Origin of the sequence: Kitasatospora sp. LaBMicrA B282 (assembly GCF_050325825.1) — a bacterium.
Classification (GTDB): domain Bacteria; phylum Actinomycetota; class Actinomycetes; order Streptomycetales; family Streptomycetaceae; genus Kitasatospora.
In genome coordinates this window covers 1-12,566 of record NZ_JBNQTI010000098.1, presented here as the reverse complement: position 1 = coordinate 12,566, position 12,566 = coordinate 1, and the positions used below count along the sequence as shown (strand labels likewise).

At 72.2% G+C, this 12,566-nt stretch carries 12 protein-coding genes; 8 read left to right on the top strand and 4 right to left on the bottom strand.

Going from position 1 to position 12,566, the window contains the following annotated elements; translation table 11 throughout:
* The first annotated feature begins 28 nt into the window (after positions 1-28).
* On the top strand, positions 29-1,195 hold the full coding sequence (gene hutI, locus ACQRUO_RS24675) for an imidazolonepropionase (protein WP_428318237.1): 1,167 nt from the start codon (positions 29-31) through the stop codon (positions 1,193-1,195).
* A gap of 129 nt (positions 1,196-1,324) precedes the next feature.
* Here the strand turns inward: hutI and ACQRUO_RS24670 are convergent, their stop codons facing one another.
* Positions 1,325-2,836, bottom strand: coding sequence for a peptide MFS transporter (locus ACQRUO_RS24670; protein ID WP_428318236.1), 1,512 nt, complete (start codon positions 2,834-2,836; stop codon positions 1,325-1,327).
* A gap of 442 nt (positions 2,837-3,278) precedes the next feature.
* Here ACQRUO_RS24670 and ACQRUO_RS24665 point away from each other — a divergent pair, with 442 nt between their 5' ends.
* Together ACQRUO_RS24665 and ACQRUO_RS24660 are read left to right on the top strand one after the other, a co-directional pair.
* Positions 3,279-3,953: a response regulator transcription factor gene (locus ACQRUO_RS24665; protein ID WP_428318235.1), complete on the top strand. Its 675-nt coding sequence runs from the start codon at positions 3,279-3,281 to the stop codon at positions 3,951-3,953.
* Positions 3,954-3,967: 14 nt separating this feature from the next.
* A complete protein-coding gene (locus ACQRUO_RS24660; RefSeq protein ID WP_428318234.1) occupies positions 3,968-5,212 on the top strand; it encodes an ATP-binding protein in 1,245 nt (414 codons plus the stop codon).
* Positions 5,213-5,243: 31 nt separating this feature from the next.
* Here ACQRUO_RS24660 and ACQRUO_RS24655 read toward each other — a convergent pair whose 3' ends face one another.
* A complete protein-coding gene (locus ACQRUO_RS24655; protein ID WP_428318233.1) occupies positions 5,244-5,777 on the bottom strand; it encodes a GtrA family protein in 534 nt (177 codons plus the stop codon).
* A gap of 261 nt (positions 5,778-6,038) precedes the next feature.
* On the opposite strand from ACQRUO_RS24655, the gene ACQRUO_RS24650 reads away from it, so the two are divergent.
* From ACQRUO_RS24650 to ACQRUO_RS24640, 3 genes are read left to right on the top strand one after another with little or no spacing between them, the layout of a single operon-like run.
* Positions 6,039-7,157, top strand: coding sequence for a 5-(carboxyamino)imidazole ribonucleotide synthase (locus ACQRUO_RS24650; protein WP_428318232.1), 1,119 nt, complete (start codon positions 6,039-6,041; stop codon positions 7,155-7,157).
* Complete coding sequence (purE, locus tag ACQRUO_RS24645) at positions 7,154-7,684, top strand: 5-(carboxyamino)imidazole ribonucleotide mutase (RefSeq protein WP_428318231.1); 531 nt, start codon at positions 7,154-7,156, stop codon at positions 7,682-7,684. Before ACQRUO_RS24650 ends, purE begins: the two co-directional genes overlap by 4 nt.
* 28 nt (positions 7,685-7,712) lie before the next feature.
* Positions 7,713-8,903, top strand: a complete 1,191-nt coding sequence (locus ACQRUO_RS24640) for a dipeptidase (protein WP_428318230.1) — start codon at positions 7,713-7,715, stop codon at positions 8,901-8,903.
* A 37-nt stretch (positions 8,904-8,940) separates the two neighbouring features.
* Here ACQRUO_RS24640 and ACQRUO_RS24635 read toward each other — a convergent pair whose 3' ends face one another.
* Positions 8,941-9,360 (bottom strand): CoA-binding protein, encoded by a 420-nt coding sequence (locus ACQRUO_RS24635; protein ID WP_428318229.1) that lies wholly within the window; start codon positions 9,358-9,360, stop codon positions 8,941-8,943.
* Positions 9,361-9,442: 82 nt separating this feature from the next.
* Positions 9,443-10,783 carry a UDP-glucose dehydrogenase family protein gene (locus ACQRUO_RS24630; protein WP_428318228.1) on the bottom strand — a complete coding sequence of 447 codons (1,341 nt, stop codon included), beginning with the start codon at positions 10,781-10,783 and terminating at the stop codon, positions 9,443-9,445.
* A gap of 248 nt (positions 10,784-11,031) precedes the next feature.
* Between ACQRUO_RS24630 and ACQRUO_RS24625 the strand changes: the two genes are divergently transcribed.
* Positions 11,032-12,195: an acyl-CoA dehydrogenase family protein gene (locus ACQRUO_RS24625; protein WP_428318227.1), complete on the top strand. Its 1,164-nt coding sequence runs from the start codon at positions 11,032-11,034 to the stop codon at positions 12,193-12,195.
* 174 nt (positions 12,196-12,369) lie between these two features.
* The coding region (locus ACQRUO_RS24620) for a hypothetical protein (protein WP_428318226.1) at positions 12,370-12,566 on the top strand (197 nt) is incomplete at its 3' end.

The window sequence follows — 12,566 nt, the reverse complement described above, 5'->3', positions numbered from 1 at the left end:
CCTCCCCACCCGATCCCCTGAAGGGCTCATGACCAGCACCCTGATCACCAACATCGGCGCCCTGGTCACCAACGACCCGTCCCACTCCGGCCTGCTCGGCCTCGTCGAGCAGGCCGCCGTGGTGATCGACGGCTCGGTGGTCACCTGGACCGGCCGGGCCGTCGACGCCCCCGCCGCCGACCAGGTGCACGATGCGCAGGGCCGGGCGCTGCTGCCCGGTTTCGTGGACTCGCACGCCCACCTGGTCTTCGCCGGCGACCGCACCGCCGAGTTCAACGCCCGGATGTCCGGTCGGCCGTACACCGCGGGCGGCATCCGCACCACGGTGGCCGCGACCCGGGCGGCGAGCGACGCGGAGCTGGAGGCCAACCTGACCCGGTTCATCCAGGAGGCGCTGCGCCAGGGCACCACCACCGTGGAGTGCAAGTCCGGCTACGGCCTCACGGTGGCCGACGAGGCCCGGGCGCTGCGGATCGCCGCCGCCCACACCCCGGAGACCACCTACCTGGGCGCGCACGTGGTGGCCCCCGAGTACGCGGACGACCCGGCCGGCTACGTCGACCTGGTCACCGGCGAGATGCTGGACGCCTGCGCCCCGCACGCCCGCTGGGTGGACGTCTTCTGCGAGCGGGGCGCCTTCGACGGCGACCAGGCGCGGGCCGTGCTGACCGCCGGGGTGGAGCGCGGCCTGACCCCGCGGGTGCACGCCAACCAGCTCGGCCACGGCCCCGGCGTGCAGCTCGCGGTCGAGCTCGGCGCCGCCTCGGCCGACCACTGCACCCACCTGACCGACGCCGACGTGGCGGCGCTGGCCGGCTCCGGCACGGTGGCCACCCTGCTGCCCGGCGCCGAGTTCTCCACCAGGGCGCCCTACCCGGACGCCCGCCGGCTGCTGGACGCCGGTGCCACGGTCGCGCTCTCCACCGACTGCAACCCGGGCTCCAGCTTCACCAGTTCGATGGCCTTCTGCATCGCGGTCGCGGTGCGCGAGATGGGCATGACCCCGGAGGAGGCGGTGCACGCCGCCACCGCCGGCGGGGCGCGCGCACTGCGCCGTACCGACGTGGGCCGGATCGCGCCGGGGGTGCGCGCCGACCTGCTGCTGCTGGACGCCCCCTCGCCGGTCCACCTGGCCTACCGCCCGGGCGTCCCGCTGACGGCGGCGGTCTGGCGCGCGGGCGTGCGCGAGCTGTAGCCGGTCACCGGGCCGACCGTCACCGGGCCGAGCGTCACCCGCTGACCATCACCAGGCCGCCCGTCAACGGCGAAGGGCCGGTACCCCCGCGGGGGTACCGGCCCTTCGCCGTTCAGCAGCAGGCGGCCGTCAGTGGACGTCGCCCAGCAGCTCGTTGATCCGCTTGCGGCCCATCCAGATCGCGAAGCCGGCCAGTGCGACGGCGACGCCCTGGATGGCGAAGGACGGGGTGCTGAGGAACGAGTCGCCCAGGAACTGCTGGAGCAGGCTCGCCACGCAGTCACCGGCGGTGACGGCGAGGAACCAGATGCCCATCATCTGGCTGGCGTACTTCTGCGGCGCCAGCTTGGTGGTGACGGACAGGCCGACCGGCGACAGGCTCAGCTCGGCGACGGTCTGGACCAGGTAGACCAGGGCCAGCCAGAGCGGGGAGACCTTGACGCCACCGGAGGCGGCCAGCATCGCCAGCATCATCACGGCGAACGAGAGGCCGATGCCGATGAGGCCGTAGACGAACTTGCTGGTGGTGGTCGGGTTCTTGCCGATCCGGGCCAGTCGGACCCAGAGCCAGGCGACACCCGGGGCCAGCGCCATGATGTACAGCGGGTTCAGCGACTGGAACCAGCTGGACGGGAAGCCGATGCCGAACAGCGTGCCGGCGGTGTTGTTCTGGGCGAAGACGGTCAGCGTGGAGCCGGACTGGTCGTAGATCATCCAGAACGCGGCGGCCGCGATGAAGAACCAGACGTAGCCGGAGACCTTGTTGCTCTCGTCCTTGGTCAGCGAGGGGTCGCGCTTGATCCGGGCGAAGACCAGGATCGGCAGCGCGATGCCGGCCAGCGACAGCGGGGTCAGCACCCAGTTGATGGTGAAGATGCCCGCCAGGCCGATGCCGGCGTAGCAGACCACGGCGACGCCCAGCCAGAGCGCGACCTTGCGCAGCAGCGAGTTGCGCTCGCCGGCGTCCAGCGGGGAACGGACGACGTCGCTCTCCTGGCTGAGGTGGCGCGAGCCGAGCAGGTACTGGGTCAGGCCGATCGCCATGCCGATGCCGGCCAGCGCGAAGCCGAGGTGCCAGTTGACCTTCTGGCCGACGGTGCCGATCACCAGCGGCGCCAGGAAGGCACCGAGGTTGATGCCCATGTAGAAGATGGTGAAGCCACCGTCACGGCGCGGGTCGTTGCGGTCCGGGTAGAGCTGGCCGACCATCGTCGAGATGTTGGCCTTCAGCAGACCGGAGCCGATCGCGATGCAGCCGAGGCCGGCGAAGAACGCGGCCTTGCTCGGCACGGCCAGCAGGAAGTGGCCGACCATGATGATGCCGCCACCGATGGCGACGGTCTTGCGGGCGCCCCAGAGGCGGTCGCTGATCCAGCCGCCGGGCAGCGCGAGCAGGTAGACCATGGCGTTGTAGACGCTGTAGATGGCCAGGCCGGTGGCCGTGTTGAAGGCCAGGCCGCCCTTGGCCGCCGGGGCGACCAGGTAGAGCACCAGCAGGGCGCGCATGCCGTAGAAGCTGAAACGCTCCCAGGTCTCCGTCATGAAGAGCGTGGCGAGACCTCGGGGGTGCCCGAAGAAGGTCTTGCCGGCGGAGGGGGTGACCGGCTGGAGGCCGGCGTCCGTGGTGGTGGGTGACGCCATCAGTTGCTGTTCCTTGCCTACTGCCTGGGACTCGCTCGCCGCAGGTGTGGGGAGGCGGGCGGGTCCGAGCGCCGCGGGGTCCTGCTCGCTGCTCGGGCAGGGGGGGATCCGCGGTGCACGACACGGGGACGTCGACCACTGTACGTGCCGCTATTCCGCGATTTGGACGGACAAAAGCCACTATTCAATAACGGGATCACGCAACGCTGTTGGGCTCGGTTGTGTGAATCGATGGTAAACCAGCATTAACCCCTTCGAAGACAAGGTCCAACTGGAGGATCTGCGGCGGCACCGGGTGCCCGGCCGCACTCTTGCCCGTGACCCGCTCCGCCACGCCGGTTACCCGCTGTGAACTAGTTCACAGCCCGCCCGGCGCTCGACCCGTCCCCGCGCTTCCGCGCGGGCCTGATCATCAGGCGTCCGGCGGACTACGATTCGCACCATGACCTGTGTGCTGCTCGCCGAGGACGACCCGGCAATCTCGGAACCGCTGGCCCGTGCCCTGCGCCGCGAGGGGTACGAGGTGCTCGTCCGGGAAGACGGCCCCGCCGCCCTGGAGGCCGGGTTGGAGGAGGAGGTCGACCTGGTCGTCCTCGACCTCGGCCTGCCGCAGATGGACGGCCTGGAGGTGTGCCGCCGGCTGCGCGCCGACGGCAAGAGCTGCCCGGTTCTGGTGCTCACCGCCCGCGCCGACGAGGTGGACACCGTGGTCGGCCTGGACGCCGGTGCCGACGACTACGTGACCAAGCCGTTCCGGCTGGCCGAACTGCTGGCCCGGGTCCGGGCCCTGCTGCGCCGCGGCAACGTCGACTCGCTCTCCACCGGCGCGCACGGCGTGCGGATCGACATCGAGTCCCACCGCGCCTGGGTCGGCGAGGAGGAACTCACCCTCTCCGCCAAGGAGTTCGAGCTGCTCCGGGTGCTGGTCCGGGACGCGGGCCGGGTGGTCACCCGCGAGGACATCATGCGCCAGGTCTGGGACACCACCTGGTGGACCTCGACCAAGACCCTGGACATGCACATCTCCTGGCTGCGCAAGAAGCTCGGCGACGACGCGACCAACCCGCGCTACATCTCCACCGTGCGCGGCGTCGGCTTCCGCTTCGAGAAGAACTAGAAGGTCCCCACCGCGTGAAGCGCAGGATGATCAACTCGCTGCTGGGCGTGGTCCTGGTGGTCGTGGTGGTGTTCTGCGTGCCGCTCGCGCTGGTCGAGAAGCAGAGCATCGTCAGCACCGCCCAGGACCGGGTGGACGCCGCGGCGGTCCGGCTGCTCGGCCTGGTGGAGAACCGGCTGGCCGCCGGCGAGCCGGTCAACCAGGACCGGATCGGCACCCAGGCGATCGAGGGGGACTACGCCGAGATCGTCATCCCCGGCCAGCCGCAGATCACCATCGGCGACCGGCCCAAGGGCCCGCTGCTCAGCGCCACCGAGACCGGCCCGAGCGGCGAGACGGTGACCGTCGAGCAGTCCCGCACCGACGTCAACCGCGAGATCGGCGACATGCTGCTGCTGCTCGGCCTGGCCGCGCTGCTGGCGGTGCAGGCCGCGGTGGCGCTGGCGGTCTGGCAGGCCCGGCGGCTGGCCCGCCCGCTCACCGACCTGGTGGAGACCGCCGAGCGGCTCGGCTCCGGCGACCCGCGCCCGCGCGACCGCCGCTACGGGGTGCCCGAACTGGACCGGGTGGCCGAGGTGCTGGACGCCAGCGCGGAGCGGATCGGCCGGATGCTCACCGCCGAGCGCCGACTGGCCGCCGACGCCTCGCACCAGCTGCGCACCCCGCTGACCGCGCTCTCCATGCGGCTGGAGGAGATCACCGCGCTGGCCCACCAGCCGGAGACCGTGCGCGAGGAGGCCACCATCGCGCTGCAGCAGGTGGAGCGGCTGACCGACGTGGTGCAGCGGCTGCTCACCAACCAGCGCGACACCCACGGCCCGACCAGCGCGGCCGGCTTCGAGCTGGACGAGGTGGTGCGCCAGCAGCGCGAGGAGTGGGCGGCGCCGATGCGCGGGGCCGGGCGGTCGCTGGTGATCGAGGGCCTGACCGGGGTGGTCGCGCTCGGCACCCCGGGCACGGTCTCCCAGGTGCTCGCCACGCTGATCGAGAACTCGCTGATGCACGGCGCCGGCACGGTCACCCTGCGGGTGCGGCCGTCCGGCAGCTCGGTGGTCGCCGAGGTGCAGGACGAGGGGCCGGGCGTGCCGCCCGAGCTGGGCAACCGGGTGTTCGAACGGGCGGTCAGCGGCCGCAACTCCACCGGGATCGGCCTGGCGGTGGCCCGCGACCTGGCCGAGGCGGACGGCGGCCGGCTGGAGCTGCTCTCGCTCCGGCCCCCGGTCTTCGCGCTCTTCCTCAACCGCCCGGCGGCGCCCTGAGCGTGCCGCCGGCGGGAGTCGAAGCCCGGTCCTAGTTGGTGTACTGCACGTCCGAGGCCAGGATCCGCTCGGCCTGGGCGACCACCGCGGGCCCGCCGACCGGTGCGACCGCCGGCAGCTCCGGCATCGCCTTGAAGACCCAGGTCCGGTAGGAGAAGAAGCGGAACAGGGTGGCCACGCCGGTGCCGGCGACCTTGGACGCGTTGTACGCGAGGGTGCCCTTCATCCCCAGGGGGTAGGTGACCACCCAGACCGTGCCGTTCTCGATCAGCAGGCCGATCGCGCTGAACACCAGGAAGAGGGTGATCTCGCGGCGGCGCGAGGCCGCGTCGCTGTCCCGGTAGACCCAGTAGCGGTAGCCGATGTAGTTGGCCAGGATCGCCACCACGGTGCCGATCACCGAGCAGCGCACCGGCGCCCAGTGCGTGGCGTGCAGCACGGCGTTCGAGACCCCGAAGTTCACCACGATGCCGACGACGCCGACGACGGCGAACTTGAGCACCTCGCCCGAGACGCCGCGCATCCGGTCGGTCAGGGAGGCGCGCTGCGCCTTGTGCTTGGTCATCCGGGTGGTCTCCTGAGCGCCGGGTCACCGCAGGCCGGGCCCGGCCTGCGGACCGGAGCACATGATCGGAACAGTGCCCCGTTCGGGGTCCGGCCATCCAGGCTACCGGCTCGCGAACGCCCCTCCCGCGCGCGTGCCTTGCCGCTCCGGGCCGCCGGGCCGCGCGGGTGCTGCCGGAGCCGGGCGTGCACCCCGCCGGAGCTGCCCGGATATCCTGGCTGCGTGACTCTCCCGGGCAGCGCAAAATTTCCCACGGTAGGCATGATCGGCGGCGGGCAGCTGGCCCGCATGGCGCATCAGGCCGCGATCCCGCTCGGCATCCGCTTCAAGCTGCTGGCCGACACCCCGCAGGACTCCGCCTCGCTGGTGGTCGCCGACACCGTGCTCGGCGACTACCGGGACCTGGAGACCCTGCGCCGCTTCGCCGCCGACTGCGACGTGGTCACCTTCGACCACGAGCACGTCCCCACCGAGCACCTGCGTGCCCTGCAGGCCGCCGGCATCGCGGTGCGGCCCGGCCCCGAGGCGCTGGTGAACGCCCAGGACAAGGGCGTGATGCGGGCCAAGCTGGACTCGATCGGCGTCCCCTGCCCGCGGCACCGGCTGGTCGCCGACCCGGCCGACGTGACCGCCTTCGCCGCGGAGGGCACGGGCTACCCCGTGGTCCTCAAGACGGTGCGCGGCGGCTACGACGGCAAGGGCGTCTGGGTGGTCGACGACGAGGAGCAGGCGCACGCGCCCTTCCTGGCCGGCGTCCCGGTGCTCGCCGAGGAGAAGGTCGACTTCGTCCGCGAGCTGGCCGCCAACGTGGTCCGCTCGCCCAGCGGCCAGGCGGTCGCCTACCCGGTGGTGGAGAGCCTGCAGGAGAACGGGGTCTGCGCCGAGGTCACCGCGCCGGCCCCCGACCTGGCCCCCGAGCTCGCCGCCGAGGCGCAGCAGCTGGCCCTGCGGATCGCCGGCGACCTGGACATCACCGGGCACCTGGCGGTCGAGCTGTTCCAGACTAGGGACGGCCGGATCCTGGTCAACGAGCTGGCGATGCGCCCGCACAACTCCGGCCACTGGTCGATCGACGGCGCGGTCACCTCGCAGTTCGAGAACCACCTGCGGGCGGTGCTCGACCTACCGCTGGGCGACCCGCGGCCGCGCGCCAGGTGGACCGTGATGGTCAACGTGCTCGGCGGCGACTACCCGGACATGTACCACGCCTTCCTGCACTGCATGGCCCGCGACCCGGGCCTGCGGATCCACATGTACGGCAAGGACGTGAAGCCCGGCCGCAAGGTCGGCCACGTCACCGTCTTCGGGGACGACCTCGATGACGTGCGCGAGCGCGCCCGCCACGCGGCCGCCTACCTGAGAGGGACCATTACCGAATGACCAGCACCGCCCCGCTCGTCGGCATCGCCATGGGTTCCGACTCCGACTGGTCCGTGATGGAGGCCGCCGCCCAGGCGCTCGACGAGTTCGAGGTGCCCTACGAGGTGAACGTGCTGTCCGCGCACCGGATGCCGCGCGAGATGATCGCCTACGGCGAGCAGGCCCACCACCGCGGCCTGAAGGCGATCATCGCCGGCGCCGGCGGTGCCGCCCACCTGCCGGGCATGCTGGCCTCGGTGACCCCGCTGCCGGTGATCGGCGTCCCGGTGCCGCTGCGCTACCTGGACGGCATGGACAGCCTGCTCTCCATCGTGCAGATGCCGGCCGGCGTGCCGGTGGCCACCGTCTCGGTGGCCGGCGCGCGCAACGCGGGCCTGCTCGCGGTGCGCATGGTCGCCGCCTTCGACCAGGAGCTGACCGAGAAGATGGTCGAGTTCCAGGCCGACCTGAACGCCCAGGCCACCGAGAAGGGCCGCAAGTTGCGGGCGAAGGTGGCGGGTTCCGCTTCCGTGGGGTTCGGCCGCTGAGACGGTCGGTCTGCGCCAGGATGGGTCCATGACCCTTGACCAGCTGGATCTCGCCCGAGCCCTGTTGACGGCCGCCCCCGTGGTGGACGGCCACAACGACCTGCCGTGGGCGATGCGCAACCAGGCCGGCTACGACCTGGACGCCATCGACCTGGCCGCCGACCAGCGCGGCCGCCTGCACACCGACCTCGACCGGCTGCGCGCCGGCGGGGTCGGCGCGCAGTTCTGGTCGGTGTACGTCAGCACGTCGCTGACCGGGGACGACGCGGTCAGCGCCACCCTGGAGCAGATCGACTTCGTCCGCGCGCTGGTGGACCGCTTCCCGCAGCACCTGCAGCAGGCGCTGACCGCCGACGACATGGAGGCGGCCCGGGCCGCCGGCAAGGTCGCCTCGCTGATGGGCGCCGAGGGCGGGCACAGCATCAACTGCTCGCTGGCCACCCTGCGCGCGCTGTACCGCCTGGGCGTGCGCTACCTGACGCTGACCCACAACGACAACGTGCCGTGGGCCGACTCCGCCACCGACGAGCCGGTCGCCGGCGGCCTCACCAGGTTCGGTGAGGAGGTGGTCCGGGAGATGAACCGGCTCGGCATGCTGGTCGACCTCTCGCACACCTCGCCGGACACCATGCGGCACGCGCTGCGGGTCACCGAGGCGCCGGTGATCTTCTCGCACTCCTCCGCGCGCGCCGTGCACGACCACGTCCGCAACATCCCCGACGACGTGCTCGCCCAGCTGCCCGCCAACGGCGGCATCGCGATGGCCACCTTCGTGCCGCAGTTCGTCCTGGCCGAGGCGGACGAGTGGATGCGGGGCGCCGGCGCGGCGCTGGAGGCCAAGGGCTTCCACCGGCTGTCGCACACCCCCGAGGCGATGGCGGTGCTGGCGGAGTTCGAGGCCGCCCACCCGCGCCCGCTGGCCACCGTGGCCACCGTGGCCGACCACCTGGACCACATGCGCGAGGTGGCCGGCATCGACCACCTCGGCGTGGGCGGCGACTTCGACGGCATCGCGTTCGGCCCCGAGGGCCTGGGCGACGTCTCCTGCTACCCCAACCTGATCGCCGAGCTGCTCCGCCGCCGCTGGTCGGAGGCCGACCTGGCGAAGCTCACCTGGGGCAACGTGACCCGGGTGCTGCGCGGCGCCGAGGACGTGGCCCGCGGGCTGCAGCGCACCCGCCGGCCCTCGATCGCCACCCTGGCCCAGCTGGACGGCTGACCCGGCAGGGGTGGCCGACCGGCCGGGCGGCCGCCCCTCAGAGCAGCGGGATCTCGATCGCCGGGCAGCGGTCCATCACCATCCGCAGCCCGGCGGCCGTGGTCCGCTCGTAGGCCGCCACGTCGATCACCCCGAGCTGGAACCAGACCGCCGCGGCCCCCTTGGCCACGGCCTGGTCGGCCACCTCGCCGGCCAGCGAGCTGTTGACGAAGACGTCGACCACGTCGACGTCGAACGGGATGTCGGCGAGCGAGGCGTAGCCCGGCTGCCCGAGCACCGTCTCGGCCTTCGGGTGCACCGGCACCACCCGCTTGCCGAAGCGCTGCAGCACCTGGGCCACGTCGTAGGCGGCCCGGCGGGTGTTGTTGGACAGACCCACCACGGCCCAGGTGTCCCCGGTGCCGGTCAGGATCTCCCGGGCGGTGGCCCGGCTGCGGAAGTCATCGATCTCGGCCATGCCGGGTCCAACCGGCTCGCGCGGCCGGGCATTCCGCGGACGCGCAGGGCGGGCCGGTCGAGGTCGGCCGGGCCCGCCGGCGTCAGCTGGGCCGGCCCATCGCCCGGTAGGTCCAGCCGGCCGCGCGCCAGCGGTCCGCGTCCAGCACGTTGCGCCCGTCCAGCAGCCGGCGCTCGGCCACCACCGCGCCGACGGCGGCCGGGTCCAGCTCGCGGAACTCCAGCCACTCGGTCAGGTGCAGCACCACGTGCGCTCCGGTGGCCGCCTCCAAAGCGCTGGCGGCGTAGGAGAGCGAGGGGAACATCTTGCGGGCGTTGTCCATCGCCTTCGGGTCGTACACCGTGACCTGGGCGCCCTGCAGCTGGATCTGCGCGGCCACGTTGAGCGCCGGCGAGTCGCGGATGTCGTCCGAGTCGGGCTTGAAGGAGGCGCCGAGCACCGCCACCCGGCGGTCCAGGAAGCCGCCGCCGCACTGCTCGCGGGCCAGCTCCACCATCCGCGAGCGGCGCCGCATGTTGATCGAGTCGACCTCGCGCAGGAAGGTCAGCGCCTGGTCGGCGCCCAGCTCACCGGCCCGGGCCATGAAGGCGCGGATGTCCTTGGGCAGGCAGCCGCCGCCGAAGCCGAGCCCGGCGTTCAGGAAGCGCCGGCCGATCCGCTCGTCGTAGGAGAGCGCCTCGGCCAGCTGGGTGACGTCCGCCCCGGCGCTCTCGCAGACCTCGGCCATCGCGTTGATGAAGGAGATCTTGGTGGCGAGGAACGAGTTGGCGGCGGCCTTGACCAGCTCGGCGGTGGCGTAGTCGGTGACCACCAGCGGCACGCCGTCGGCCAGCGGGGTCGCGTAGACCTCGCGGAGCAGCTCCTCGGCCCGCCCGCCCGGGCGCACCCCGACCACGATCCGGTCCGGGTGCAGGGTGTCGCCCACCGCGAAGCCCTCGCGCAGGAACTCGGGGTTCCAGGCCAGCTCGACGCCGGCGCCGGCCGGGGCCAGCGCGACCAGCCGCTCGGCCAGCCGGGCCGCGCTGCCCACCGGGACGGTGGACTTGCCGACCACCAGGGCCGGGCGGGTCAGGTGCGGGGCGAGCTGGTCGACGGCCAGGTCGACGTAGGACATGTCGGCGGCGAACTCGCCCTTCTTCTGCGGCGTGTTCACGCAGATGAAGTGCACGTCGGCGAAGTCGGCGACCTCCGCGGGGGAGGCGGTGAAGCGCAGCCGGCCGGTCGAGCCGGGGTGCCCGGCGACGTGCTTGAGCAGCAGTTCGGAGAGGCCGGGCTCGTACATCGGGACCCGGCCGGCGGCCAGCGCGGCCAGCTTCTCCGGGTCGATGTCCAGCCCGAGCACCTCGAAGCCGAGCTCCGCGAGGCACGCGGCGTGGGTCGCGCCGAGATAGCCGGTACCGATCACCGAGATGCGCAGGGCCACGGGCTTCCCCTTCGCGGGCCGCCGGGGTGTGACCGGCAGGCAGAACAGGAACAGTGAGAACAGAAGAACAGTGCGAGCAGAACAGCAACAGGGCGAACGGGCCCGTCAAGGGTCTGACGTGCAGCCACCGATGGTATCCGCCCCGCGGCATGTCATCGACGTCACGTCTGGTCTTCCAGGCCCACGGGCCTAGAATGTGCATCTACTTAACAGTAATTAACAGTCGTTTCGCAGAGGGGCAGCAGACCATGGCTGGCAATGCCGACTTCGACCTCTTCCGGCTCTCGGAGGAGCACGAGATGCTCCGCGAGACGGTGCGCGCGCTCGCCGAGGCGAAGATCGCTCCGTTCGCCGCCGAGGTGGACGAGCAGGGTCGCTTCCCGCAGGAGGCCCGGGACGCCCTGGAGGCCAACGACCTGCACGCCGTGCACGTCCCCGAGGAGTACGGCGGCGCCGGCGCCGACGCGCTCGCCACCGTCCTGGTGATCGAGGAGGTCGCCCGGGTCTGCGCCTCCTCGTCGCTGATCCCCGCGGTCAACAAGCTCGGCTCGCTGCCGGTCCAGCTCTCCGGCTCGGAGGAGCTGAAGCAGAAGTACCTCGGCGCGCTGGCCCGCGGCGAGGGCATGTTCTCCTACTGCCTCTCCGAGCCGGACGCCGGTTCCGACGCGGCGGGCATGAAGACCCGCGCGGTGCGCGACGGCGACTTCTGGGTGCTCAACGGCGTCAAGCGGTGGATCACCAACGCCGGCGTCTCGGAGTTCTACACCGTGATGGCGGTGACCGACCCCGAGAAGCGCTCCAAGGGCATCTCGGCCTTCGTGGTGGAGAAGGGCGACGAGGGCGTCAGCTTCGGCGCGCCGGAGAAGAAGCTCGGCATCAAGGGCTCGCCGACCCGCGAGGTCTACCTGGACAACGTCCGGATCCCGGCCGACCGCATGATCGGCGCCGAGGGCACCGGCTTCGCCACCGCGATGAAGACCCTGGACCACACCCGGATCACCATCGCCGCCCAGGCCCTCGGCATCGCCCAGGGCGCGCTCGACTACGCCGCCGGCTACGTCAAGGAGCGCAAGCAGTTCGGCAAGGCGATCGCCGAGTTCCAGGGCATCCAGTTCATGCTCGCCGACATGGCGATGAAGCTGGAGGCGGCCCGCCAGCTCACCTACGCCGCCGCCGCCAAGTCGCAGCGGGTCGACGCCGACCTGACCTTCTTCGGTGCGGCCGCCAAGTGCTTCGCCTCGGACGTCGCGATGGAGGTCACCACCGACGCCGTCCAGCTGCTCGGCGGCTACGGCTACACCCGTGACTACCCGGTGGAGCGGATGATGCGCGACGCCAAGATCACCCAGATCTACGAGGGCACCAACCAGGTCCAGCGGATCGTGATGTCCCGCAACCTGCCCGGCGCCTGATCCGGTAGCCGTCCGGCCGGCCCCCGTCTCCCTCGTGGCGGCGGGGGCCGGTCCGTGTCCGGGCGGTGCCGGTTGCTGTTACCCAGCTGGGACAACCGCCGTAGAACTGAGTTCCGGCTGGGTGCGTGATGACGGTCGTACTTACCTGAACCACACACCCGCGGGAGAGCAGTCATGAAGGTGACCAAGGCGATGGCCATCGCGGCCGGCACGGTGGCGCTGGCGTTCGGGGCGGTGGCCTGCAACGACGACAGCTCCTCGAAGGCGGCTCAGGCGCCGGCGGCCTCCACCGCTGCGGCCCAGCCGGGGGCCGGGCAGCCGAGCGGCGGCGCGGCCGCCCCCGGCCAGCCGGCCGGGTCGGCGCCCGCGGG

What these genes read in the sequence shown, in the direction of transcription:
- ACQRUO_RS24665 (WP_428318235.1), top strand. Translation starts at nt 3,279, where the DNA reads ATGACCTGTGTGCTGCTCGCCGAGGACGACCCGGCAATCTCGGAACCG.
- ACQRUO_RS24640 (WP_428318230.1), top strand. Translation starts at nt 7,713, where the DNA reads ATGACCCTTGACCAGCTGGATCTCGCCCGAGCCCTGTTGACGGCCGCC.
- purE (WP_428318231.1), top strand. Translation starts at nt 7,154, where the DNA reads ATGACCAGCACCGCCCCGCTCGTCGGCATCGCCATGGGTTCCGACTCC.
- ACQRUO_RS24635 (WP_428318229.1), bottom strand. Translation starts at nt 9,360, where the DNA reads ATGGCCGAGATCGATGACTTCCGCAGCCGGGCCACCGCCCGGGAGATC.
- ACQRUO_RS24655 (WP_428318233.1), bottom strand. Translation starts at nt 5,777, where the DNA reads ATGACCAAGCACAAGGCGCAGCGCGCCTCCCTGACCGACCGGATGCGC.
- ACQRUO_RS24650 (WP_428318232.1), top strand. Translation starts at nt 6,039, where the DNA reads ATGATCGGCGGCGGGCAGCTGGCCCGCATGGCGCATCAGGCCGCGATC.
- hutI (WP_428318237.1), top strand. Translation starts at nt 29, where the DNA reads ATGACCAGCACCCTGATCACCAACATCGGCGCCCTGGTCACCAACGAC.
- ACQRUO_RS24625 (WP_428318227.1), top strand. Translation starts at nt 11,032, where the DNA reads ATGGCTGGCAATGCCGACTTCGACCTCTTCCGGCTCTCGGAGGAGCAC.
- ACQRUO_RS24670 (WP_428318236.1), bottom strand. Translation starts at nt 2,836, where the DNA reads ATGGCGTCACCCACCACCACGGACGCCGGCCTCCAGCCGGTCACCCCC.